This window comes from Mycobacterium sp. SMC-4, assembly GCF_025263265.1.
GTDB lineage: Bacteria > Actinomycetota > Actinomycetes > Mycobacteriales > Mycobacteriaceae > Mycobacterium.
Genome location: NZ_CP079869.1, coordinates 3,058,469 through 3,081,095 on the forward strand (window position 1 = coordinate 3,058,469; position 22,627 = coordinate 3,081,095).

The following is a 22,627-nucleotide window of genomic DNA, read 5'->3' on the forward strand; positions in this document are numbered from 1 at the left end:
CCGGTGGTTGAATCCAGTTTGTTAGGTCACCCTTACTCAGTAACCACCATTCAGGATGAAGGAGCGCTCATGGACACTCTCAACTCACCGCCCGTCGCCGACGTGCTGGCCCGGCTGTTCATGGAGGCCCAGGTCGCAGACGGCCCGCTGTACGCCGAATGGTCCGAGGCGTTGCAGGACAACAGCGAGGAAGTGGCACGACTAATGGCCCGGGAGGCGCAAGACTACAAGAGCGTTTATCGAGAGTTCGCGAAAAACTTTCTCAACGTGTCGGCGGAATTCGGGCGGTTCCTCTACGTCTGCGCCCGGGCACGCCGCGCACGCCACATCGTCGAATTCGGCACCTCTTTCGGCGTCTCGACCATCCACCTCGCCGTGGCGTTGCGCGACGGAGGTGACGGCCGAATGGTGAGCACCGAGCTCGAACCGGCCAAAGCCCAACGTGCGCAGGAAAATCTGACTGACGCGGGACTAGCCGACCTGGTCGACATTCGCGTCGGGGACGCGTTGGAGACACTACGGGACGGCATCGACGACGGTATCGACCTAGTGCTGCTCGACGGCGCTTGGAGCCTGTACCTTCCGGTGCTACAGATCCTCGAATCACGCCTGGCGCCGGGAGCGTTGGTGATTGCCGAGAACGCCGTGGACGAGTCGGGTGACTATCTCACCTACGTGCGCAACCCCGGCAACGGGTACCGCTCGCTGCCCCTGCCGTTCGAACCCGGCCGCGGCAACGAGATGTCCGTATACACCGCCTGATACGGCCGGCCCCGACAGACCCACCGCACTCACCGGCAGGAGAACCCGCCGCGCTCTCTGCCGCTGAAGTCGACGGCGCGCTAAAGCAGACCCAACGGCCGGCAGACATTGGACAGGGCGTTCCAATACTCACCCGGCGCACAGTTGTCCGCGGGACGCGGCGTCTGGCAGGTGTTGGTGATCGGATCCCAGAACTGACCGTTGATGCAGTTCAGGGGCTGTGCTGAACCGATCCCGGCACCGAACAGCGACACAGCAGCAAGGGGAGCGGCGGCAGCAATGGTGATGGTCGTACGGATTGAGAGATTGCGCATAGGTTGATCTTGCCCGACGACGCGGGTCATCAAAAGCGTTAGCTCGAGACAATTGCCTTTGGCCGCGACAATTCAACCGACGGGCGCACCCTGCCGGTGTCTCGTAGTTGGTGCGCGAGCGGTCCATGTCGGTGACTTTGTCTTGAGTGATGGACGTAGGGATGGCCGCTCCTTGAGTCCGGATTGATCGCGACCACAGCGCAGCTCGACGCCGAGGCGCTCTACAGCGCCCGCAATCCTAGCGACTACGAACAACTCTCGTCATACCGCCGCCTGGCCTACGAATACCTGCCAACCGAGGACGAGCACTGGCAGATGGCACTCGGCGCGCAACGGCCATCAATGGGTTCTGGCCCCGGGGACCATCTAGCTGTTTGACTTCAAGGCCCGGCGGCAACGCAATCTTGAGCGATTGACCGGTAAACCTCCATACTCGTTTCCGTCGTATTCAGAGGCAGTGCGCCCGCGAAAGATAGGTGCGCTCGACTGTTTGCGCGCGAATGCAGGGGTCGGGCGGTATCGTTTCCAGCGCCGCATCAATGCGTTACACCGTTATGCCGAACAGCTTTTCAGCATTTCGGAACGCGACTTTTTCCTTGGTCTCGCGCGGCAGGTCCACTGCCCGAAACCAGTCGGTTCCTTCCTTCATGTTTGCAAATGGGTAGTCGGTTGCAAACATCACTCGATCCACGGTGATGTACTTCAGCAAAAGATGGAGCAGCTCATCTTGAAAGAATGCGCTGGTTGTGTACCAGAAGTTGTCGTTGAAGTATTGCCCGACAGGCTTGTTCAGATAACCCTCGGTCGGTTCTCCCAGATCTTCGACGATGCGCTCGTAATAGAACGGAAGGCCTTCTCCCATGTGGCCGATAATGATCTGCAATCTTGGGAATCTGTCGAACACCCCGGTCATGATCAGTCTAAGGGATTGAGTAAGCACCTCTTGGTGCCAACCATATCCTGAGCCACTGAAAATATGCTCCTGGTACTCAGCGTCAAATCCTGGGCGTCCGATTTTGTAGTAGATATCAAAGACTTCTTTCGGTGGGTAACCCGGATGAAGGTATATCGGAACATCAAGTGCCTCGGCACGGGCCAGAACGGGCTCGAAATCCTGGTGGTCGAGGAACTTGCTGCCAATGAACCCATTGGTCATGGCGCCAACGAAGCCGTCTACGCGGACGGCGCGCTCCAATTCGTCCGCAGATGCCTCGGGGTCCTGCAGGGGCAGGGTCGCATAGGCCTGGTATCGCCCAGGATGGTTGGCCATTGGGCCATCGGCGATCATCTTGTTGAGGCGATACGCAAAATCGTTGCCCTCCTGACCGGCGAGATCCTGCACGCCCGGCGTGTGTGCGGAGAGAATTTGAACATCGATACCCGCCTCGTCCATTTCGCCGATGCGGCCGGGCCCGAGTTCGGCAAGACCAGTTTCCTTGAGGTACTCTGCGTGATCATCGCTAATTGCGTTCAGCGCGATCAGCTCATCGGTGGTATAGGTCTCTTCTGTGGCAATAAAGAGCAGGTCTTGGTCTCGCAACGAGATGTCCGAAATCTCTGCCGCCGGGTCATTAGATGCAGCGGCACACGCGGACAATCCGGCACCAACACCAAGTGCGGCAGCGCCAGTAAGAAAGTTGCGGCGGCCCATCACGGATTTCTGTACGGGTTTTGCGCTCATCTTCATTTGACCCTGCTCCTATGTTGCCTTGTCCGGTTTGGTGCAACTTTCTCGCTTGACAGGGACTTCGATGGGTCCTCAGTAGCCATCGCTAAACGAAAGTCCCGACCACAGACAGCATGCTGCTGGAAAACTCAGGTGTCACGGGGGATAACCTCCCCGTATGAGTGTGGATAACCTCCGTTTGTTCGGTACTCGTGCGGAGCTCACCATGTCGCGTAGCGTAGGGATACAAAGGAAGTCGAACCATCGATGATGGCATTTCCGGTGATGTTCACCGTTGGTCACCAGAGATCAGCGGTCCGACCCGCTCGCTCGGCTTGCCGCCGCCGTCTCGCCCTGACCGAAACCGGCGCCCACCGCGAGTCGGTGCCATAGGGTTCCGGCATGAGCGCAGATCGTGCAGCCGTGGTTGCTGGTGGCATCCGGCTGGCCTCGGGCATCTCGTTTCTCGTCGATCCGCTTCGCGCGAACAAGCTCTGGGGTGATCCCGACGAGCCGCCGCCGAGCACACGGCTGCTCCTGCGGTCGATGGGCTACCGGGACGCGTTGATCGGTGGACTGTTGATCGCCGCGGGCGTGCGAGGCCACGACACGCGCGGATGGTTCCTGGCCTCCGGCGGCGCCGACGCAGCCGACCTCCTCGGCGGGATGAGCGTGCACGACCAGATGAGGCCGGCGCAGAAAGTCGTCGGTCTCGGCGGCGCGGTCATCGGCATCGCAGTAGGGCTCTGGGGCTGCACGAGACGCCCCCGCCGAGATCGCCAGCGGGAGGCGGTTCGGCACAACTAACCCCGGTGCTCACCCGACGTCCCGTCACCGGGTCAGTGCCCCGCCGTCCTGTGACGCGTTGCGGTAGTGCCGAGGCGAGGAGCCCACTTCACGGCGAAAGGCTGTGCTGAAAGCGCTTTCAGATTCGTAACCCGTCGCCGCGGCGAGCTCGGAGATCGACCGACTGCCGCTGCGCAGCGCGTCGCGGGCCAGCGTCATTCGCCAGTTGATCAAGTAGGTCAGCGGCGGTGTACCCACCTTGGCCTTGAACGCGGCGGCAAATACTGAACGCGACATCTGCCCGATCTCGCTGAGCTCGGCCAGAGTCCATCGGCGGCTGACATCGGCGTGTAGCGCCCGTAACGCCGCACGTAGCGGACGACCGTTGGTGCGCCACCGCAACTCCTGAGTCGACTGACTCTTGCGGTGGCGAATGCGCTCGACGATGTGGCGTGCTGCGGAATAAGAGTGGAGTGGTGGCCGGTAGACGGCTGAGCTGAGTTTACTGGTAACCCTCAGTATTCGATTCAGCCGTAATCCGGTGATTGTTGATATCGATAGGGTCGGCAGTTTCGGGATGGGCGGCTGGCAGCAGCTGTGATGGACTCACACTTGGCAAGCCCTTTGGGCTCTTGGTTAACCGTCCACGGAATGTTTGCTGGCGACTGTTTCGCGCCGCGCCCGTACATCCCATCTCGTCAAAAATCGATATGCGTGCAGCAGGGAACTTCTGCCACAATCTGCCGATGGCACAGTCCAGAGTGCGACTCCGCTCGGCGACCGCTGACGATCACGCTTTCGTCGTCGAGATGGCCCGCCATGCCTGCATTATCGAAGACTGGCCACTTCCTGACCCCGGTGACGGCGAAGTGCTCGAATTGCTCCCACCTGTTGGCATCGTGCCGATCCTTGCCGAGGATCACAGCGCGATCGCTATCGGTGCGGTGTGGACGTACCATAGCAATCCGCCATTGCGCACTGATGCGGCCGGGTCGCCATTGCCGGAACTCTGCATCGCTGTCGCACCAGGCTCGCGGGGAGCCGGCATCGGCGGCTTGCTTCTGGATGCACTGTTCGCCGAGCTTTCGCCACATGCAGAAGCAATGTGCACTAATGTCCATGTTCGCAATCCGGCCAAACATCTGTACGAGCGCAAGGGATTTCGCGTGGTGGGCCAAGGCAATGGACCCCTCGGCATCGCTATGATCAAAGATTTGCGATGAAGGGCCTACGCGTGGATGCCGCGTTCTCGTTGGTCTAGGTTCGGATTTTGCGCGATGATGCCATGTGTGCCGACTTTGATCCCGCCGGCGATATCCGCTGTCTCCTCATCCGTCGTTGTCGGTGGGCTCTATTGCGTTGCTCCGACCGTGGCGACTGTCTGACGCTCGCGCGGTCGTGGACGCCTTCAATGACCCCGAGATCCAACGCTGGCATGTGCGGCGCGCCGATTCTGAGGACGAAGCGCGCCAGTGGATTAGCGAGTGGCGTGACGGGTGGACTGCAGAGGCTCAGTTGAATTGGGCGCTGGTTGACCGCACCAGCGATTCATTGACCGGCCGTATTTCGCTCAAATGCGTGGATTTGCACGATGGTTCAGCTGAAGCGGCGTACTGGATGGCGCCAGCGTGGCGTGGACGAGGACTCTGTTCTCAAGCCCTTACTACTTTGTGTCAGTGGGCATTCCGTGAAGTCGGTTTCCAGCGGATTGGGTTGGAGCATTCGGTCGCCAACCTCGCCTCTTGTCGGGTTGCGGAGAAGGCCGGGTTTCGCGTGGAGGGCATCCGGCGGAGTGCTGCGTTGCACGCTGACGGCTGGCACGACATGCACGTGCATGCGCTTCTGGCCGGTGATACGCAGGACCGCCGGTGATGAGCGCTGCTTTCGGTCGAGTGGATGCGTTGGACTTCGTCGCGGCGCGGATTCCTGTCTTCGACGGTCAGCGTTGCCCGAGGATCGCGATCGACGGGCCCGACGGTGCCGGCAAGACCCATTTCGCGGACGCACTAGCCGAACTTCTACGAGACCGACAACGACCAGTCGTCCGAGTATCACTCGACGACTTTCACAACACCCGCGAGGTTCGGTACCGGCTGGGCCGTAGTTCGCCTGAGGGGTTCTGGTCAGACTCCTACAACTATCGCCAGTTCTATACCGATGTCCTTGTCCCGTTTCGGCCCGGCGGATCTCGGCGATACCGCACCGCCTGCCATGACGTCACCACTGACACGATTCTCATGCCGGAGCCGCAGCTGGCCGCCCCGGGCACAGTGCTCGTGGTGGACGGAATCTTCCTGCACCGCAACGAGCTTGCCACTAGCTGGGACCTATCCGTGTTCCTCGATGTTCCCTTCATCGAAACCGCACGAAGGATGGCCTTGCGAGATGGAAGTAACCCAGACCCGGACCATCCCACCATGCGGCGCTATGTTGAAGCGCAGCGCCGCTACTTCCGAGAATGCAAGCCTCAGGATCGAGCGACGATCCTGATCGCAAACAGCAACCACGAATCGCCAGTAGTACTCCGCGGGTAACCAAACGAACTGCGAGCACGCGCACCCCCCGCTGCCTTCAGAGGTGATCGGGGCCCAGTGGCTTGTCCACAGAACGGGCAAGGTGTTAGCAGTGTCGGCTCTCGACCAGATATCGAGTCCTACCGATCGAAAGGTATTTTAGACTGGTCTCGAGCTGCCTGTTCGCCGTGGAGGAATTGTCAATACCTGTGGATCGGCGTGTTTCAGGCGACCTCCGTTCCGGCTTGCTGATCGCCGTCTGAGGGCGGTGTCGGTGGGGTGATTTCGGTGGGGCGTTCGAGCAGTTTGCCCTTGTGGAAGACCGCGCCGGCGCGGACCAGGGCGACCAGGTGTGGTGCGTTGACGGCACGCCAGCGGGCCGCGGCGGCGTCGATGAGCTTGTAGGCCATGGCCAGACCAGCCGCACGTGATCCCGGCCCCTTGGTGACCTTGGTTCTCAAACGTACTGTGGCAAAGGTGCTTTCGATCGGATTTGTCGTGCGTAGGTGGATCCAGTGCTCGGCGGGATAGTGGTAGAACTCCAGTAGGGTGTCCAGATCGTCGGTGATCTTGGCGACCGCCTTGGGGTACTTGGCCCCGAAGTCGACCGTGAAGGCCTTGACCGCGACCTGGGCCTTGTCGATATCCTCGGCGTTGTAGATCTCCTTGAGCGCCGACAACGCCGACGCGTGCGCTGATTTCGGCAGGGCGGCAAGCACATTGGCTTGCTTATGAAACCAGCACCGCTGTTCTTTGGTGGCCGGGAACACCTCGCGTACCGCTTTCCAGAAGCCGAGTGCGCCATCGCCGACGGCGAGCACGGGTGCGGTCATGCCGCGTCGTTTACAGTCGCGCAGCAGATCAGCCCACGACTCGGTCGATTCCCGGTAGCCGTCGGTGATCGCCACGAGCTCTTTGCGGCCGTCCGCGCGCACGCCGAGCATCACCAGCAGACACAGCTTTTCCTGGTCCAGGCGGACCTTGAGGTGGATGCCGTCGACCCACAGGTAGACGTAATCGGTGCCCGACAGGTCCCGGGCGGCGAACGCGCGGGCCTCGTCCTGCCACTGGCTGGTCAGCCGGGTGATCGTGGTGGCCGAGAGCCCGGCACCCGAGCCCAGGAACTGCTCCAGAGCGGGGGTGAAGTCGCTGGTGGACAGCCCGTGCAGGTACAGCAGCGGCAGCACTTCGCTCATCTGCGGTGACTTGCGTGCCCAGGCCGGCAGGATCGCCGAGGAAAACCGTTTCCGCTCACCGGTGTCGGGGTCGACGCGTTTGTCGTTGACTCGCGGTGCTTTCACCTCAACTGCCCCGGCTGCCGTCAGCACCTCGCGGGCCTGGTGATAGCCGTTGCGGACCACCAGCCGATGCCCCTTCTCATCGAGCTGATCGGCGAACTGGGCCACGTAGGCGGCGACCTCAGCCTTCAACGCGGCGGCCAGCATCTGACGGGCGCCGTCGCGGACGATCTCGTCCAACAACGACCGACCAGCACCGCCAGTGCTTTCGTTGGCCTCGATGGCATCGTGAACTACGGTGAGCATGGGCGTACCTTCCCGAACCAGCGCGCCAACGCCGGCTCATGATCGGACCTTCGGATATTCAGATCATCCTCGGGAAGGTGCGCCCACTTTCACGCCCCCTCACCGAGGCTCATCCACAGGTTCTGATCATTGCTCTTCGCCGTGAGACAGTGGTGTCGTGGGGGATAGTGCGGGTGAAGGTACTCGCTCGGCTTTTGTTCGTTTTTGGGTGGCTGCGGCACTCAGTTCCATCGGGTCGGCGATCTCTGCGGTCGCGATGCCCGTCTTGGTCGTCCAGTTGCTCGGTGCCAGCCCATTCGAGGTTGGCGTGGTCAACGCCGCACAGTTTGTTCCGTACGCGGCCCTTGGACTTGTCGCCGGGGTGTATGTCGACCACTGGCGCCGCAAACCTGTGCTGGTGTGGGCCAGCGTGGGGCGTGCTCTGAGCCTGGGGCTGGTTCCAGTTCTGTGGTTGGCCGGCAGTCTGCAGATGTGGATGCTGGTCGTCGCGTTGCTGGCGTTCGGGGCGTTCTCGGTATTCGGGTTCGCCGCCACGCAATCATTGCTTCCCCGACTGGTACCGACGGGACAATTGGTTGCGGCGAACGCGCGTCTCGATCAGGCCGACGCTGCCGCCCAAACCCTCGGCCCGGCGATGGGCGGTGGACTCGTGGGCCTCTTGGGCGCTCCCGCGGCCATCGTCGTCGACGCGATCAGTTACCTCGTCGAGGCTGTGCTGATTGCGAGCGTCCATGCCCCCGAACCCCAACCAGAACCACGCTCGCGCCACCTCCGTCACGAGATCGGCGAAGGCCTGAAATGGACTTACCGCCACCGGACTCTCGGTCCGCTGGCAGTGTCGACACACATATGGTTCCTCGCCAACGGGGCAGCGATGACAGCGCTTTCCCTGCTGGCCCTGCGCTCCATGGGGTTCACCCCCTACGCATTCGGAATGCTATTGACGGTCTTCGGTGTCGCGAGTCTGATCGGGGCCTCGTTGGCACCGTCGACCGGTGACCGAATAGGGGTGGGACGGGTGATCATTCTGGCGCGCACCGCATACCCGATCACGTGGCTGCTCGTGGCCTGCGCCCCTGAATCCAGTTTGGGCGATGCAGTGATTTTCGTTGCGTTGGGATTCCAAGGGATCGCAGCCGGCATCGAGAATGCCAACGAGATGGGCTACTGGCAGACGCTTACACCGGACCGGCTGCTCGGGCGCGTGAACGCCACGAGGCGCTCCATTAATCAGACGATGGGCGCTTTGGGAGCGGTCCTGGGCGGCTTGTGCATCGGCGCCTTCGGTGAGCAATTCACGCTCGCTACCGCTGTCGCTGGTTTCGCGGTCGCAGCGGCCATTGCCGCGTCATCAGCGCTTCGAAGACACGGCAGCTAGGTGGAATACGTCTCACACCAATGCAAGTCGCGCCTCGGTGGGGTGATTCCGCTGTATTCGGTGCGATCGGTCTGTCTGCTGGATCGGCGCTCAGAGATGGGGTCGTGGAAGGCTCGTGGAGTCATCGATGGGTATCGGCGGCTTGGGTGCGGCTTGAGGTCGTTTACGGTGTCAGCTAGGAGATCGGGATTTCGGATTCATCGCCGTCCTCGACATCGTGAATTGTCGCGTTATCGTCCTCGCGTAAACGTCGAGCCCAGCGTTGATAGGCCGATTGCTGCGAGATACCCAGGGCCTCACCTATTTTCGCCCAAGATACGCCGGCCAGATGCGCCTGGAGCACTACGTCGGTGAGCTGCGTTTTGGCTGCTTTAGCTGTCGCGCGCGCCTGACCGAGGGCGTTCGTGGCCACCTGGACCGCGCCGCGGGCGTCGTCGAATGCGGCCGCCGCGGCTCCTAGTGACTCAATGTGGACGTCGTAGGGCCGAACCGGGGGATCGAGGTCGAACAACGTGGGCTCGGAGGTATCCGTGTCCGGTTCGTCTTTGTCGTCGGTGGGGCAAACCTGCGGAGAGTCGGTCGTCATGGTTCGTCCAGGTGGTGTTGTCGGAGTGTGCTTCCGATCGGTGGCGGATGCGTACTGCGCCCAGGTGTTGCCGGCTTCGGCGGCGTGTTTTTGGGTGACTTGGTCGCTGTAGCCGAGCATTTCGGCGACGACCGGTGGCGGTATTTGCGATACGAGTTCGCGAAGGGCTCTGTTGCGTGAGCCCAGCAACTCGATGCCGAGCCATCGAAGCCGATGCATGATTGATTGCGGGTCGAGGTGACGGCCAGCCCGGCTGCTGGGAAACAGCCAGGGCGTGGCGATGGCTCCGCCGGTGGTGCGTTGATTGGGCCGGTTGTAGAGGTGATGGTGCAGCTGGGAGGCGAACGGCTCGGGCACCGGGGTGGGTTCTTTGCCCAGCGCGATACGGGTCTCGGCGCCTACCCGGATGACAGCGGTGGTCTGCAGGCCGGCGATCTTCGTCAACGGCTGCGCGTAGAGCAGCAGCAGGATTCCAGCGATCCGGTAGGGAAGACTCTCGGAGTCGCCGGTGAGGAGTTCTTTGAGCCACGCGAGGCGCTGGTCTTGGGTGATGGTCGGGGATGTTCTGGCTTGTCGGTGCTCGATGGTGATTGAGGTGTTGATCTTGCTGCGTTTGGCCCAGACGAAGAACGTCCGGATCGAATGGCGGGTGGTCGGACCTGAGGCCAGGTATTCATCGACGTCCTGCTGGCTGCAGGTTGAAGCGGTGCGGTCGTGGGTCTGCTCGAGCCAGGTCAGGAATTTGATGGTTTCGGTGATCTCTTGTTGTGCTGCGCGTTTGGGTCCGTCGGTTCCTTGGCCGGGCTTGGACTCGCTGCGCAGGCGGCGCAGGTGGTGCCAGGTGGCGAACTGCTCCACGGGTCCTCGCACTGTCGGGGAGTCGATGGCGTCGAGTTTGGTGGCGAGCCAGCGTTCGAATCGTGCGAGGTGTTCGTCGCGTGGTGGGAGGAGGTGGTGGTGCACCAGCATGCTGCGTAGGTGTTCGATGTGTCGGCCCGGGCCGGCGGTGTCGAGGCCGTCGTGGGTGAGGGGTATTGCGCCGGAGGTGATTCCGCCGAGGAGCTGCAGTACCTGGATGTTGCGCTTCCAGGTGAGGATGCTTTCGGGCCGGTCGACGCCGCAGAGCACTTCGAGGAGGGTTTCCATGGCGGCCGGGTCGGCGGGATGGTGCAGCAGGATTTTGCACAGGTCGTCGCGTAGAGCGCATCGTGCGCATTCGCCGCGGCGGTGGATTTCGCCTTCGTGGCCGCAGGTGCGGCAGGCGTAATCGCCGGGGATGGCGGCGCAGGTCAGGCAGACCGGCCGTGGGTCGGTGCGGTTGAGGCGGCCGGGAAGGACGCCGTCGTGCCCGCAGTTGGGGCAGATGCCGTGGGTGCGCATCGCAGTGTAGAAGCAGCTGTGGCACAGCTGATCGCCGGGCCAGTAGACGCGCAGTGTGTTGGCCTTGCGATGGCAGCGGCTGCATTCGTAGTGACCGGTGGTGACGGGTGGGCGTCCGCGGCGCCTGGATCGTGGCTTGGGATTAATCGGGGCCATCGGTGATGACCCGCGCCCGCCGTGGCCGGACCGACTTGTTGAGTTCGACCACGTTCGGCGGCGGGGTAGCGGCTGCCCCGGATGCGGTCTTCCGGCGTCGGACGTCGGTGGCAGTGACGGTCACCAGGTCCTCCACGCCACAGCCGAGGATGTCGCATAGCGCGGCCATCAGTTGCAGCGAAACACGTTCGGGCCGTTGGTGGACAACACGGTAGACCTGGGGTCGGGAGAGCTGAATGCCACGTTCGGCCAGGCGGGGGATCAGGTCAGTGCTGTTGTGCATGCCATGCGCGGCCATGAGCTCGGCGAGGCGCCAGGTGTAGTCGACTTCGCGTTTCATGATGATTCTTCCCCGAAGGAGAGCGCATCTTTGACGGTCTGATCGAGCATGCGGCGCAGTGTGCGGGTGCGGTAGTCGCTGGATACACCGGTGTAGAGGGATGTGGTGCTGGCGACATCGTGGCCGGCCTGGTCTTGGACGAATTTGGCGTCCCAGCCGTCCTCTATGAGGTGGGTGATGTGCGAGCGGCGAAACGAATGCAGATCCAGTCCGGCCGGCAGATCCAGTTCGTCGCAGTAGCGCCGGAAGCGGCGCAGCAGGGTGGTCTCAGCGATCAGGCTGCCGCGCTCGCTGGGGAACAGGTCAATGCTGTCGTCGATATACGGTTGGCCGTGGGTGAGCCAGTCGGCGATGACTTCGGGTGTCCAGTCGAACACCGTGAACACGGTGCGCCGCTTCGGCGGTGAGCCTTTTTTGGCCTTGCCGTACCGGATCAGAACCGCGCCATAGCGCCCGAATTCGGCGGCGTGCGGATTGCGCGAGAAGTCGACGGTCTGCAGGTGTCGCAGTTCATTGAAGCGCAGCCCGTAGGAGTAGGCCACCTTGAACATCACCGAGTCGCGGTAAGCCGGCAGCCAGCCCTTCTTACGGGCATTGGCAATCAGGGACACTTGCTCGTCGGCATGATCGAAGAAGTCCTGCAGCTCCTTTTTGGTGAAGGGCCGCTTGAGCGGATTCTGCTCGTTGTCTTGGACGTGGGCAGCGGTGTTCCACTCGAAGAACACTTGCGCAGGGTGAGTGCCGAAGCGCTGCTCGCATACCCGATCCCAGCCGTAGTCCGGATCAGCGATGTACGAGCAGAACAACCGTAGGCCGTTCTGGTAGCCGCGCACGGTCGATTGCGCCCGGCCTTTGATGCCGCGCAGATCGGCGAAGAACTCTTCAACCATCGCCGGTGTCCAGGCCCAGGGGTACTCGTTGCAGTGGTCGATGAAGCGGCGCACCAGGGCGATGCGCTTGCTGATGGTCTCGTGGTCGAGGTTGCGGCACAGTTGCTGGTTGCGCCAGCCGTCGAGCATGTCCTCGACGGTTTGGGCCTCCGGATGCAGCAGCGGAACTGACCCGACCAGAACCACGCGACCGCTCTTGTCGACGGGCAATTCAGCCTCCCAGGACGTCTCATCTGATGCATCATTGAATCATCTAATGAATCATTACCACATCGCCGCAGGTAGGTCCATCGCAAAACGAACGTTCGCCGATGCGTGTCGCGGCGGCCAGCCGGAGAGGGGGTCATGCATACTCGTTCGCATCCACCGAAAACCCCTGGTGTCCAGGCTGTTTCATCCATGGGTACCGGGTCGGTAGGCGAGAGTCACACGATTGCTGCGTGATTCATCGGATGAAAATGCAGTGATTTACCTGACATAATGTCGCTTATCGGCATACAGCAATGGGGTATCACCAGCGAGGACTCAGACCGCGCCAGTTGTCCGTGTCCGATCCGAAACTAGTTGGGAGTAATCCGGGAAAACCTGGTAACTGTCCGATTTCTCGCCCTCCGTTCCAGAACTATCTGACAGTGACACCCGCCCCAGGGGTCGGCGCAGATCTCACGACGGCCTGAGCGCAAATGTGCCGGCGACTGGAAACGTCAGACAGAGCGCAGCGACAAGGGCACTGACGCGAGGTTGCAGGCAGGTACTGGTCGACGGCGAATCCCTATCGCTTCCCCGCCGACTGCCAATATTACGTCACAGTGACAAATTAACCTGGTCTAGCGGGACACCGGAATCTGTTGTTGCACAGACATTCCCGGTCGCTGCATCCGGCCGGTCGAGCCATAAGCTGACCCGGAAAGCCGGCGGATTCGGTAGATCCAGCCAATCCCATTGGGTCTCTTCACCTGGCAGACGCCGCCGCTTTGGCGCTTGTCTGCGCAATCGTCCAGGAAGGCCGTCCACTGCTGGCGGCTCAGCTGAGCCGCAGCATTGGCCTTACTCCTGTTGAGCCTTTCGCGCCGCCGCCAGCGATTGCCGCAGCGCTTCAGCGAGGCGGTCGACGTCGTTATCCGCTGTGGTCCAGTTGGAGAAGGACACACGTATCGCCGCTCGACCGTGCCATTCGGTTCCCGCGACCCACGCCTCTCCGCTGCGTCGCACGAATTCTGCTACAAGCCACGTGCGCTCGTCGCTGTCGTCAGCACGGATCAGGACCTGGTTGAGCACGACGTCGTTGCACACCACAAAGCCGTGCGTGCCCTGGATCATCTGGGCCAGACGGTCGGCATGGTCGCAGCAGCGTTCGATCAGTTGCCGCAGCCCCTCCCTGCCTAGCGAGGCGAGCGCTGCGTAGACGGGTAACGCCCTTGCACGCCGGGACATCTCGGGCACCAGGACACCGGGTTCGCGCTCGCTACTAGTGGGCAGATAACTGGTGTTGGCGCCCAGTGCCGAGCGGGCAGCTTGGGGATCGGCAACGATGGCCAGGCCGCAGTCGTAGGGAACGTTGAGCCACTTGTGCGCGTCGGTCGACCATGAATCGGCCAGCTCGACACCTTGAACCAGTGCCGACAGTCGCGGCGATGCGCAAGCCCATAGTCCGAACGCGCCGTCAACGTGAACCCATCCGCCGTGCTCGTGGGTTGCCGCGACGATCTCTGACATCGGATCACACGCTCCGGAGTTCACGTTGCCGACTTGTGCGCACACGATGGCGGGGTCGGAGTCAGCGGCGAGCGCGTCGGCGAGCGCGTCCGCTCTCATGGCTCCTTGTGCGTCGACTGCAACGCGCTCGACGCGGCGCGCTCCCAAACCGATCATCTGCAACGCCTGCAGTACTGAGGGATGGACCTCGTCGCCCACCAGCACGCGAACACGGGGTGCCTGCGCGAGCCCATCGGCCTCGACGTCCCAACCTCGCCGCGCTAACAGCACGTGCCGTGCGGAAAGCAACCCAACGACGTTTCCCGCCGTGGCTCCGGTCACGAAACCCACGGATGCGTCCGTGGGCAGCCCGAGAGCGTCAAGAACCCAGCGCTCGGCGGCGGCATCGATCGCAGCACCCGCCGGCGACGACATCCGGCTGTACGCCGTCTGATCCCATGTCGATACCAGCCAGTCGGCAGCCAACGCCGCGGGTAGCGTTCCCCCGACGACGAGGCCGAAGTAGCGGGGGCCGGCGCACGCAATCGTTGCCGGGCCTAGAGTTGCGGCTAACTGCTCGACTACCGCGACCGCATTCGTGCCTTGGTCGGGCAACGGCCGGTTCAGGGCATCGACTACTTCGTCGTAGCTGGTACTCGCATCGACCGGCCGGTGTGGGAGACCCGCCAGGTATTCGGTCGCCAGTTCCATCGCCCTGGGCAGAGCCGCGTACATGTCGGTTCGAACCGGGGCAGAATTCTGATCCATCGAAACTATCCTTTTGTCCGGCACTATCGTGTCGTTCTGGATTCTGTCCGACACTCTCGGTTGGCTCTGGACAGACGGCCACGATTCCGTCCAGAACTATTTGAGAGTGCCCAGGTCAGCGCATTCTCCCCTCTCAACAAGTTCCGGATCGGACAGCCCGATCCGGAACTGTTGGGAGTAGTCCGGGAAAACCTGATAGCTGTCCGATTTCTCGCCCTCCGTTCCAGAACTATCTGACAGTGACACCCGCCCAGGTCCCTGCCCATGCACGTGCAGATCTTCGACCGGTGTAACCACGGCGCCGACTCTGAATCCATGACTATCCGACAGCGCCGGACACTACGATCGACAGCCCAGAACTACCTTGACAGCGGCGGACACTCCGCGCTGTCGACGTCCAGCGTGAACCGCTTAATTCGTCACTATGACGTTATGTAGGCCCCCGCCGACAGTGAACGCCAGGCCATAGAACTGTCCCTTCCATGAATTGACGGTCGGTGCCGGACGATGGCACGCACGTACCTCCAGAGGAACTCCTCAAAAGCGAAAACCCCGTTCAGCGCATCCTCATTCGTCACGGCAACCCACGTCCGATTGCAGCCCGAGGCCTTCGGCCCCGAGCCAGCCTCCATACCGTCTAGCTGAACAGATGTTTATCGGCGCGGGTTGGGGTGCGGCCCCCTTTTTTTACAGCCGTCACCAACAGGTACTCGGCGTCGTAGGCCGTGCGGCCCGGCTCGTCGGCCCGGTTCTGATCGGTGAGAAACGACAGCAAGTCGTCATCGAGCGCGGCCACCCGGTCGGGCCGGTCCTGATTGAACCGGTACGCCGCGATGGTCGGCCCGTAGTTGCGCTTCCAGTACTCGCGGAACTCCAGCGGCGTCGCGCAGTGGTCCATCCGCACCGTCCGGCGCTGCAGCGTCAGATCGATGACGTGATCGGCGAACAGCGAACGGACATGGTCCTCGCTGCCCCACAGCGGAGGCGGGCCGGCTCCCGGTGGTGGCGGCGGCGCATACGGTTTCATCGTCGCGAACAGCCCGCCGATGAATCCGTCAGGTGTCCAGTTGATCAGCCCGATTCTGCCGCCCGGCCGGACCACCCGAACCAGCTCGTCGGCTGCCCCCTGATGATGCGGGGCGAACATCACTCCGACACAGGACATCACGACGTCGAAACCGTTGTCGGCGAACGGCAACGCCTCGGCGTCTGCTTCGACCCACTCCAGGTCGACACCACGCTCGGCGGCGATGCGCCGACCGGCGTCAAACAATTCAGGGGTCAGGTCACCGGCAGTGACGACAGCTCCTGCGGCCGCGGCCGGGATGGACGCGTTGCCCGATCCGGCGGCGACGTCGAGCACCCGCTCGCCGGGGCGGACCGCACAGGCCCTGACGAGTTCGGCGCCCAGGGACGGGATCAGCTCGGCGGCCACGGCCGGGTAGTCACCTGAGGCCCACAGCGCGCGATGTCTAGCCTTGAGCGCGCGGTCCGCGTCGAGGTCGGTGGTGGTCATTTCAGTCTCCTTGCCTATCGAGGACATGTGAAAGGATGACTGTGCGACGTTGTGCATCCGTTGTAGACCGGTGAAATCACCTGGTCAGCGGGTATCCTTCGGCACCATTTCCGCCATGGGGCCGATGCGCGCGCTGCCATCGCACCGGCACACCGCCCGGCCCGTCGTGAGCGCTGGGCGACGGCGGCATCTGCCCGTTGCGCCGCTTGCCGACCTGGCGATTTCACGAATGCAACGCAACCGACATCTTGATTCTCATGGTCCCCCAGGAGGATTTCACTTTCAGGCCGCTTTCAGCAGTATTGGCGCCCATCCCTCCGAGGGCTCTCCAGCGGATTAGCAACCAGCGACCTTGTCAGCGACTGCCGGGGATAACTCCGGCGGGGGTGCTGCGTTCGGCAGGTTGGGGCGGACGGCGTGTCCACCGCCTCCGTGCATGTCAATCAAAGGAGGAAGACCATGAACTTGACGAATATTGCTGGGAACACACGGGCTGTCGATGAGCCTGTGCCGTCGCGATACGCGCTGAAGGTCGGCGATATCGACGTGATGGTGATCAGCGACGGTGTGCTGCCCATTACCACCGCGACACTGGCCACCAATGCCGAGCCTGCCGATCTGCGAGAATGGCTGGATGACAATTTCCTGCCGCGTGAGGTGCTGGACTGGCCGCTGAACGTCGCTGTCGTGCGAAGCGGCGGCAGGACTGTCCTCATCGATTCCGGTCTCGGGACGGAGTTTCCGGACTTTCCGCGAGCCGGTCAGTTGGCCATGCGCCTGATCGCTGCCGGGATCCAGCCATCAACAGTGACCGACGTGGTGCTGACACATCTACACATGGACCACATTGGTGGCTTGCTTGTCGACGGATTGCGGAACCGGTTGCGGCCGGATCTGCGCGTCCATCTGGCCGCAGCTGAAGCCGAGTTTTGGGAGTCGCCTGATTTTTCACGCACTGTCATGCCCGATCCAATCCCGGAGGTGCTTCGGCGGACTGCGGCTCGATTCCTGAACGCTTATCGCAGCAAGCTGCGTGCATTCGAAGCCGAGTACGAGGTCGCACCCGGAGTGCTGGTCCGCCGCACCGGGGGGCACACCCCGGGTCACAGCATCGTTCGCGTTGAGGCCGGCGGGGACGCACTGACTTTCGCCGGTGATGCCCTGTTCCAGCCTGCGTTCGATAATCCCTACTGGCAAAACGGCTTCGAGCACGACCCTGTTGAAGCGGCACACGTCCGCGTCCGTCTCCTCGAGGAGCTGGCGGCCACCGGTGAGCAGTTGGTGGCAACGCATCTACCGTTTCCGTCGGTCTGCCATGTCGCGGTCGCCGGCAGTGGGTTCCGGTTCGTCCCTGCCGTGTGGGATTTCTGAGGGGCGTGGTCGCCGACCGCAGGGGTTCCGACGGTGCGTTCGGAACCCCCGCGCGAGGCATGCAATGGTGTGTTGTCTTAGCCGGTGCTCGGCGCATGTATTACTCGTGGGGCGAGACGCGAAGGTGCTTGCGCGCGTCCAGTTCTTCGTCGTCGACGAGTACGAGCATAGGTTCGCCCGGGACGCAGAGCATCGTCACGGTGAATCGGCATCTCATGTCATCCCGGTTGTTGGCGTCCGAATAGTGGATCACGTCGCCTCCGGGTTCCCAGAAGGCCTCCCCTGCTCGCACCACCCGCGGTGGCTGGCCTTCGAGTTCGAAGAGCATTTCACCTTCCAGAACGAGGCCAAATGCCGGCCCGCTGGGATGGCGGTGTGGTGGGGCGCCGGAGCTGCCCGGCGGGTAGTCGACGACAACGGTCATGGCGTGCGCGCCGGACGGGATGGGCGGAGGCGTCACCTCTTGTAGAACCGTCAAGGCGTCTTCCCAGGAGGGATCGTATCGAGTGTCCATGTCTTTCCTTCGTGTATCTCAGATCGCGCTGCCGCCGCCGTCGGCGTGCAGTACCGAGCCGGTGATGAATGTGGCGCGTCGAGAGGCCAAGAACAGCACAGCTTGGGCGATCTCGTCGGGACTGGCGGTGCGCCTCAGGGGTAGGGAGCGCCCCAGCTGTTCGTTGGTTTCTCCCCAAGTCGCTTCGACGCCTTCAGTTTTGGTCGGACCCGGCGCGACGCTGTTCACGCGGATGCCCGACGGGCCGAACTCCGCGGCCCAGGTCCGGGTGAGGGATTCGAGAGCAGCCTTCGATGCGCTGTAGGCACCCGCCCCGGGTACGCCTTTGGACGCGACCATTGTCGTGACGTTGATGATGCTGCCGTAGCCTCGGTTCAGCATGCCGGGTATCAGTTCTGCGGTCAGGAAGTACGCGCCGCGGACGTTGGTGTTGAATGTCGCCTCGAACGATTCGAGTTGCTGATCGAGAGTCAGCGCTGCCGGGAAGCTCGCGGCATTGTTGACGAGGATGTCGACCTCGCCGGCGTGCCCTACGAGTGCCCGCACCGATTCGAGGTCTGCGAGGTCGGCTCGCACGAATCGGACGACGCCGTCGATGCCCGCGGCTGCGGTGGCGCCGCGGGCAGCGTCACGTCCGGTGATGGTGACCCCAGCGCCTTCGCGCGCGAACAGTCGCGCGCACGCCAAGCCGATGCCTGCTGTTCCTCCGGTAATCAGGGCCGTCTTGCCTGCCAGTTCCATGACGACTCCTCGATCTAAGCCACGACGGATGGGGCGACGGATTCGGTATTGCCAGGAGCCAGGTGGGCCAGCGTGATGCGCAGCCGCTTGCGGCCGCGAAAAGTCCGCGACATCACGGTTCCGACCGGGATTCCGAGAATTGCTGCGGTTTCCGCGTAGGTGTAACCCTCGGCATCGGCGTAGTACAGGACCTCGGCGAAGCCTTCCGGTAACGCGGACATCGCGGCCTTGATGTCGCCGCACGGCAGCGATTCGAGCAGCTCCGACTCGGCTGACCGGCCGCTGCCGGGCAGGCGGGAGGCGCTGGCAGCCAGGTCGAATTCGTCGACGCTGTCGGCCAGCACCTCGACGACTCGTGACTGTTTCGCGCGGTAGCTGCTGATCCAGTGGTTATGGAGGATCCGGAATAGCCATGCCCTGAGATTGGTGCCTTCTTCGAAGGTGTGGAAGCCGGTGTACGCGCGAAGCAGGGTGTCCTGGAGAAGGTCTTCGGCGTCCGCCTCACACCGGGTCAGCCGGCGCGCCGCGCGGGCGAGGACGCCGATGAGTGGCTCGACCTCGCGGGTGAATCTGGTGGCGAGGTCGCGGTCGGGTGTGGTTGCAGTGGGTAGATAGGTGACGGTCATGTTCGGACGCCCTTCTCGGCATGCTGGCTGCTGTCACATCTCACAATTGCGACAACACAGCAGATCCGAGCCCTTGGTCGTCCGTAGTGGCGTATCCCCAGTCCGTAGGTGCCGGCAGGAAATCCCTGGGCCCGGGGAGCTCGGCGTCGACACCAGACCGAGATACCCTTATCGAGCGGTCAGAAGGTCAGCGCTCGTAGCTGCCTGCGCGAGGTGACGCCCAGTTTGGGAAAGACCTTTCGAAGGTGCCATTCCACTGTATGGGGACTGATGAACAGCTGTGCGCCGATCTCCTGGTTGGTCAGTCCGTCGGCGGCCATCCGGGCGATCTGCGCCTCTTGGGCGGTGAGTTCCACGCCCGTGCGTGTCTGCCGGCTACGGACCTTCTCGCCGGTGGCTGCCAACTCCCGCCGGGCCCGTTCTGCGAATCCCCGCGCGCCTATACGGTCGAACGCCTCGTGTGCCGAGACCAGCTCGCGCCGAGCGTCAGTGCGTCGATTCGCCCGCCGCAACCATTCGCCGTGTAAGAGCCGCGTTCGGGCCAGGTGCACGACGATGGGAGTGCGGCTCAGCCGCTCGGTGGCCTCGGTGAACATCTCATCGGCGGTTTCGCCGGCGGCCACCATCGCCTGTGCGCTGGCCAAAACTCCTAAGCCCCAGTTGGTTCCGCTGGCACCTGCGGTATCGACGAGGCGCGAGACGGCTTCCTTGGCGGCGTCGCCTTCTCCGCAGCGGGTGGCGGCCTCAACCAGCTCATAGAGACACCAGCCGTGAAACCCTAGATCCAGGTAGTCGCACGCACCGCGCGCAGCGGCGAATGCCTCTTCATAGCGGGCGAGACCGTTGTTCAGTACCGCGGAGGCGTAGCGGGTGAGGCCATGTAGTCGTCCCTCTCCCCGCAGCGTGCCGTCGTTGGCAGCGTCGACGAGTTCGGCGGCCGCCGCGGGGTCTCCGCGCCATGCGGCCAACAACACCGAGTGATAGCGGACCGGCGACATTCCCGCGGTTGCCTCGGTGATGGAGGCAGCCTCGCCGAGAAGTTGCCCGGCCTGTGCGAACTCACCTGAGACCAGGTGCACCCCAGCGCGGTAGGTCAGGGCACGCGGTAAACCAGCGAGCGCACCGGCGTCGCGCGCGTGGTTCACTGCGGCTGTCGAAAGGTGCCGCACGGCCTTTTCGTCCCACAGTTCGTGGGCGGCGGATTCCTGCAGAATCGGAAAGCCGGGCACCCGCAGCCACCGCCCGACTGCGGTGGCGTCTGTGTCAGCCTGTTCACACATCGCTGCGAGCGCGGCGCGCAACGTGTCGGCGCCGCTTCGGAGCCCATCGGTGATTCGCTGGGCCATGCCTTTGAGCAGGAGATCCACGGGTCGCAGGTCACCTGTCGTATCGGCGAGCGCGTTCAGCGCCGCCTCGGCGACCTCCTGGAGGACTGAGGGATCGGCGAGACGTCCGGCATAGACCAGCGCAGCGATGGCCTCGAGGTAGCACTCCCGCGAGCTGTAGTCGTCGAGGCGCTCCAGCCGTCGGGCAGCGTCGAGCAATGTCGAAGCCGTATCGGCGACTTGCGGTGCGCCGGTTTCCCCGGACCGGCTGCGAACGAAATCCATCTGGGCTCGCAGCCGCGAAACATGCGCTTGCTGCACCGCCGAGAGTTCGCTGCACTCGACGATGGTCAACAAGTCGTGCGCCGCTGATGTGTCCGCAGCATCGCGTTTGGCCTGTGCAGCGGCCAGGGCCCTGGCAGCTCGCATAGTCGGATCAGCCGTCAACGTCGTCGCTCGTTCCAGAAACGTCGCCGCAGCTGCGATGCCACCACGTCGTTGGGCGCGCTCTGCCGAACATTCCAGGTCAGCAGCGATCGCGTCATCGGGGCCCGCCGCGGCCTGAGCCGCGTGCCACGCGCGGCGGTCAGGATCGGATTTTGGGTCCGTCGCGTCGGCCAATGCGCGGTGGGCTGCCCTCCGGTCGGCCAGGTCTGCTGCACGGTAAGCCGCAGATCGAATCAGCGGATGGTGAAACCGCATCTGCGGTCCAAAGCCGATCAGACCGTCCGCCTCAGCTGGACCCAAGGCGTCGACAGGAATTCCCAAGCGAGCTGCCGCACCGAGGAACAACCCGGCATCGCCGATGGGCTCGGCAGCCGCGACCAGCAAGAGCAGTCGTGTCTTCTCAGGCAGCGCCTGGACACGGCGCACATAGCCCGTCTCGACAGCGGCCGCCGAGGAGCGCTTGCCTGAAATCCAGAACCCACCCGACAGTTCCGCGGCAGAAATACTGCGCGGCACCTCCAGGATGGCAAGAGGCAAGCCACGGGTCTCGGCGACGATCCGGTCCCGCACGCGCGAGTCCATGCCGCCCACCATCACCGATTCGAGGAGCTCCCTGGCGTCGGCGACGGACAAACCTCCGACGGTCAACTCCGGCAGGCCCCCCAAAAGCTCGGGACTGTCACGAACCGCGAAGACCAACGCGACCGGCTCAGCGAGCAGACGCCGGCCAACGAACGCCAGTGTTTGCACGGTCACCTGGTCGAGCCACTGAGCATCGTCGATGACGCACATCAGCGGTCTGCCTGCCGCCGCCGCGGCCAGCAGACTCAGCACTGCCAGCCCCACCAGGAAGCGGTCCGGCGCCGCCCCGACGGCCCGACCAAACGCCACGTCGAGAGCGTGACGCTGCGGTTCCGCAAGGACGTCGAGGTGCCCGAGCAGCGGTGCGCACAGCTGCTGCAGGCCGGCGTAAGCGAGCTCCATGTCAGACTCGACGCCCGCGATCTGCACGACATCGAAGTCGTGGGCGCGCTTGACCAGATAGTCAAGCAGCGCGGTCTTGCCTGCGCCGGCTTCACCGCGCAACACCAGCACCTGGGAGCTACCCGGTTTGACACCTGCGATGAAGTCATCGAGGGTCGCGCACTCGGTCTCACGACCGCGAAGAGGCATTCTCCGACCCCGGCTTGACATCGGCATCACCGCGCCCGCTGCAGGGACCTCCACCGTCAACCCTGCCGCGCGCCGGTCCGGTCCGGTCTGAATATGGCAGTTTGCAGTTTAGCCCGGCGTTGCCCGGCTGTGCGGC

General features: G+C 63.3%; 19 protein-coding genes and 1 pseudogene. 7 read left to right on the top strand and 13 right to left on the bottom strand.

The features are described from left to right. Positions 1-69 precede the first annotated feature (69 nt). Positions 70-762 carry an O-methyltransferase gene (locus tag KXD98_RS14585; RefSeq protein ID WP_260759108.1) on the top strand — a complete coding sequence of 231 codons (693 nt, stop codon included), beginning with the start codon at positions 70-72 and terminating at the stop codon, positions 760-762. Between the two features lie 80 nt (positions 763-842). On the opposite strand, the gene KXD98_RS14590 is transcribed toward KXD98_RS14585, so the two are convergent. Together KXD98_RS14590 and KXD98_RS14595 are read right to left on the bottom strand one after the other, a co-directional pair. Beyond that, positions 843-1,106 carry a hypothetical protein gene (locus KXD98_RS14590; protein WP_260759109.1) on the bottom strand — a complete coding sequence of 88 codons (264 nt, stop codon included), beginning with the start codon at positions 1,104-1,106 and terminating at the stop codon, positions 843-845. A 514-nt stretch (positions 1,107-1,620) separates the two neighbouring features. After that, the gene (locus KXD98_RS14595; RefSeq protein ID WP_260759110.1) at positions 1,621-2,763 is read right to left on the bottom strand and encodes an amidohydrolase family protein; all 1,143 of its coding nucleotides are present in this window, start codon (positions 2,761-2,763) and stop codon (positions 1,621-1,623) included. A 381-nt stretch (positions 2,764-3,144) separates the two neighbouring features. Between KXD98_RS14595 and KXD98_RS14600 the strand changes: the two genes are divergently transcribed. Then, positions 3,145-3,549, top strand: a complete 405-nt coding sequence (locus KXD98_RS14600) for a DUF4267 domain-containing protein (protein ID WP_260759111.1) — start codon at positions 3,145-3,147, stop codon at positions 3,547-3,549. A 24-nt stretch (positions 3,550-3,573) separates the two neighbouring features. Here KXD98_RS14600 and KXD98_RS14605 read toward each other — a convergent pair whose 3' ends face one another. Next, on the bottom strand, positions 3,574-3,930 hold the full coding sequence (locus KXD98_RS14605; RefSeq protein ID WP_260759112.1) for a helix-turn-helix transcriptional regulator: 357 nt from the start codon (positions 3,928-3,930) through the stop codon (positions 3,574-3,576). Positions 3,931-4,274: 344 nt separating this feature from the next. Between KXD98_RS14605 and KXD98_RS14610 the strand changes: the two genes are divergently transcribed. The 3 genes from KXD98_RS14610 to KXD98_RS14620 all read left to right on the top strand — a co-directional run bounded on the left by KXD98_RS14610 (position 4,275) and on the right by KXD98_RS14620 (position 6,062). After that, complete coding sequence (locus KXD98_RS14610; RefSeq protein WP_157835606.1) at positions 4,275-4,751, top strand: GNAT family N-acetyltransferase; 477 nt, start codon at positions 4,275-4,277, stop codon at positions 4,749-4,751. 175 nt (positions 4,752-4,926) lie between these two features. Continuing rightward, complete coding sequence (locus KXD98_RS14615; RefSeq protein WP_016895292.1) at positions 4,927-5,400, top strand: GNAT family N-acetyltransferase; 474 nt, start codon at positions 4,927-4,929, stop codon at positions 5,398-5,400. Further along, the gene (locus KXD98_RS14620; RefSeq protein ID WP_043988409.1) at positions 5,400-6,062 is read left to right on the top strand and encodes a uridine kinase; all 663 of its coding nucleotides are present in this window, start codon (positions 5,400-5,402) and stop codon (positions 6,060-6,062) included. Before KXD98_RS14615 ends, KXD98_RS14620 begins: the two co-directional genes overlap by 1 nt. Positions 6,063-6,265: 203 nt before the next feature. Here KXD98_RS14620 and KXD98_RS14625 read toward each other — a convergent pair whose 3' ends face one another. Then, complete coding sequence (locus KXD98_RS14625) at positions 6,266-7,585, bottom strand: IS256 family transposase (protein WP_064961518.1); 1,320 nt, start codon at positions 7,583-7,585, stop codon at positions 6,266-6,268. Positions 7,586-7,793: 208 nt separating this feature from the next. Here KXD98_RS14625 and KXD98_RS14630 point away from each other — a divergent pair, with 208 nt between their 5' ends. Further along, positions 7,794-8,963, top strand: coding sequence for an MFS transporter (locus tag KXD98_RS14630; RefSeq protein WP_232004316.1), 1,170 nt, complete (start codon positions 7,794-7,796; stop codon positions 8,961-8,963). Positions 8,964-9,594: 631 nt separating this feature from the next. On the opposite strand, the pseudogene KXD98_RS14635 reads toward KXD98_RS14630, so the two are convergent. The 5 genes and pseudogenes from KXD98_RS14635 to KXD98_RS14655 all read right to left on the bottom strand — a co-directional run. Further along, a pseudogene (locus KXD98_RS14635) lies at positions 9,595-10,929 on the bottom strand (hypothetical protein); the annotation flags it as partial. 142 nt (positions 10,930-11,071) lie between these two features. After that, positions 11,072-11,425, bottom strand: coding sequence for a helix-turn-helix transcriptional regulator (locus KXD98_RS14640; protein ID WP_043988411.1), 354 nt, complete (start codon positions 11,423-11,425; stop codon positions 11,072-11,074). Then, positions 11,422-12,525 (bottom strand): site-specific integrase, encoded by a 1,104-nt coding sequence (locus KXD98_RS14645; protein WP_232004317.1) that lies wholly within the window; start codon positions 12,523-12,525, stop codon positions 11,422-11,424. Before KXD98_RS14645 ends, KXD98_RS14640 begins: the two co-directional genes overlap by 4 nt. 837 nt (positions 12,526-13,362) lie before the next feature. After that, complete coding sequence (locus KXD98_RS14650; protein ID WP_260759113.1) at positions 13,363-14,721, bottom strand: aminotransferase class V-fold PLP-dependent enzyme; 1,359 nt, start codon at positions 14,719-14,721, stop codon at positions 13,363-13,365. Between the two features lie 694 nt (positions 14,722-15,415). Continuing rightward, a complete protein-coding gene (locus tag KXD98_RS14655; protein ID WP_260759114.1) occupies positions 15,416-16,294 on the bottom strand; it encodes a class I SAM-dependent methyltransferase in 879 nt (292 codons plus the stop codon). A gap of 459 nt (positions 16,295-16,753) precedes the next feature. Here KXD98_RS14655 and KXD98_RS14660 point away from each other — a divergent pair, with 459 nt between their 5' ends. Then, positions 16,754-17,665 carry an MBL fold metallo-hydrolase gene (locus KXD98_RS14660; RefSeq protein ID WP_260765201.1) on the top strand — a complete coding sequence of 304 codons (912 nt, stop codon included), beginning with the start codon at positions 16,754-16,756 and terminating at the stop codon, positions 17,663-17,665. A 100-nt stretch (positions 17,666-17,765) separates the two neighbouring features. Here KXD98_RS14660 and KXD98_RS14665 read toward each other — a convergent pair whose 3' ends face one another. The 4 genes from KXD98_RS14665 to KXD98_RS14680 all read right to left on the bottom strand — a co-directional run bounded on the left by KXD98_RS14665 (position 17,766) and on the right by KXD98_RS14680 (position 22,512). Continuing rightward, on the bottom strand, positions 17,766-18,179 hold the full coding sequence (locus KXD98_RS14665; protein WP_260759115.1) for a cupin domain-containing protein: 414 nt from the start codon (positions 18,177-18,179) through the stop codon (positions 17,766-17,768). A gap of 18 nt (positions 18,180-18,197) precedes the next feature. After that, positions 18,198-18,920, bottom strand: a complete 723-nt coding sequence (locus tag KXD98_RS14670) for an SDR family NAD(P)-dependent oxidoreductase (protein ID WP_260759117.1) — start codon at positions 18,918-18,920, stop codon at positions 18,198-18,200. 14 nt (positions 18,921-18,934) lie between these two features. Beyond that, entirely contained in the window at positions 18,935-19,546 is a 612-nt protein-coding gene (locus KXD98_RS14675) for a sigma-70 family RNA polymerase sigma factor (protein ID WP_260759118.1), read from the bottom strand. A 179-nt stretch (positions 19,547-19,725) separates the two neighbouring features. Then, positions 19,726-22,512 carry a LuxR family transcriptional regulator gene (locus tag KXD98_RS14680; protein ID WP_260765202.1) on the bottom strand — a complete coding sequence of 929 codons (2,787 nt, stop codon included), beginning with the start codon at positions 22,510-22,512 and terminating at the stop codon, positions 19,726-19,728. Positions 22,513-22,627: the final 115 nt, after the last annotated feature.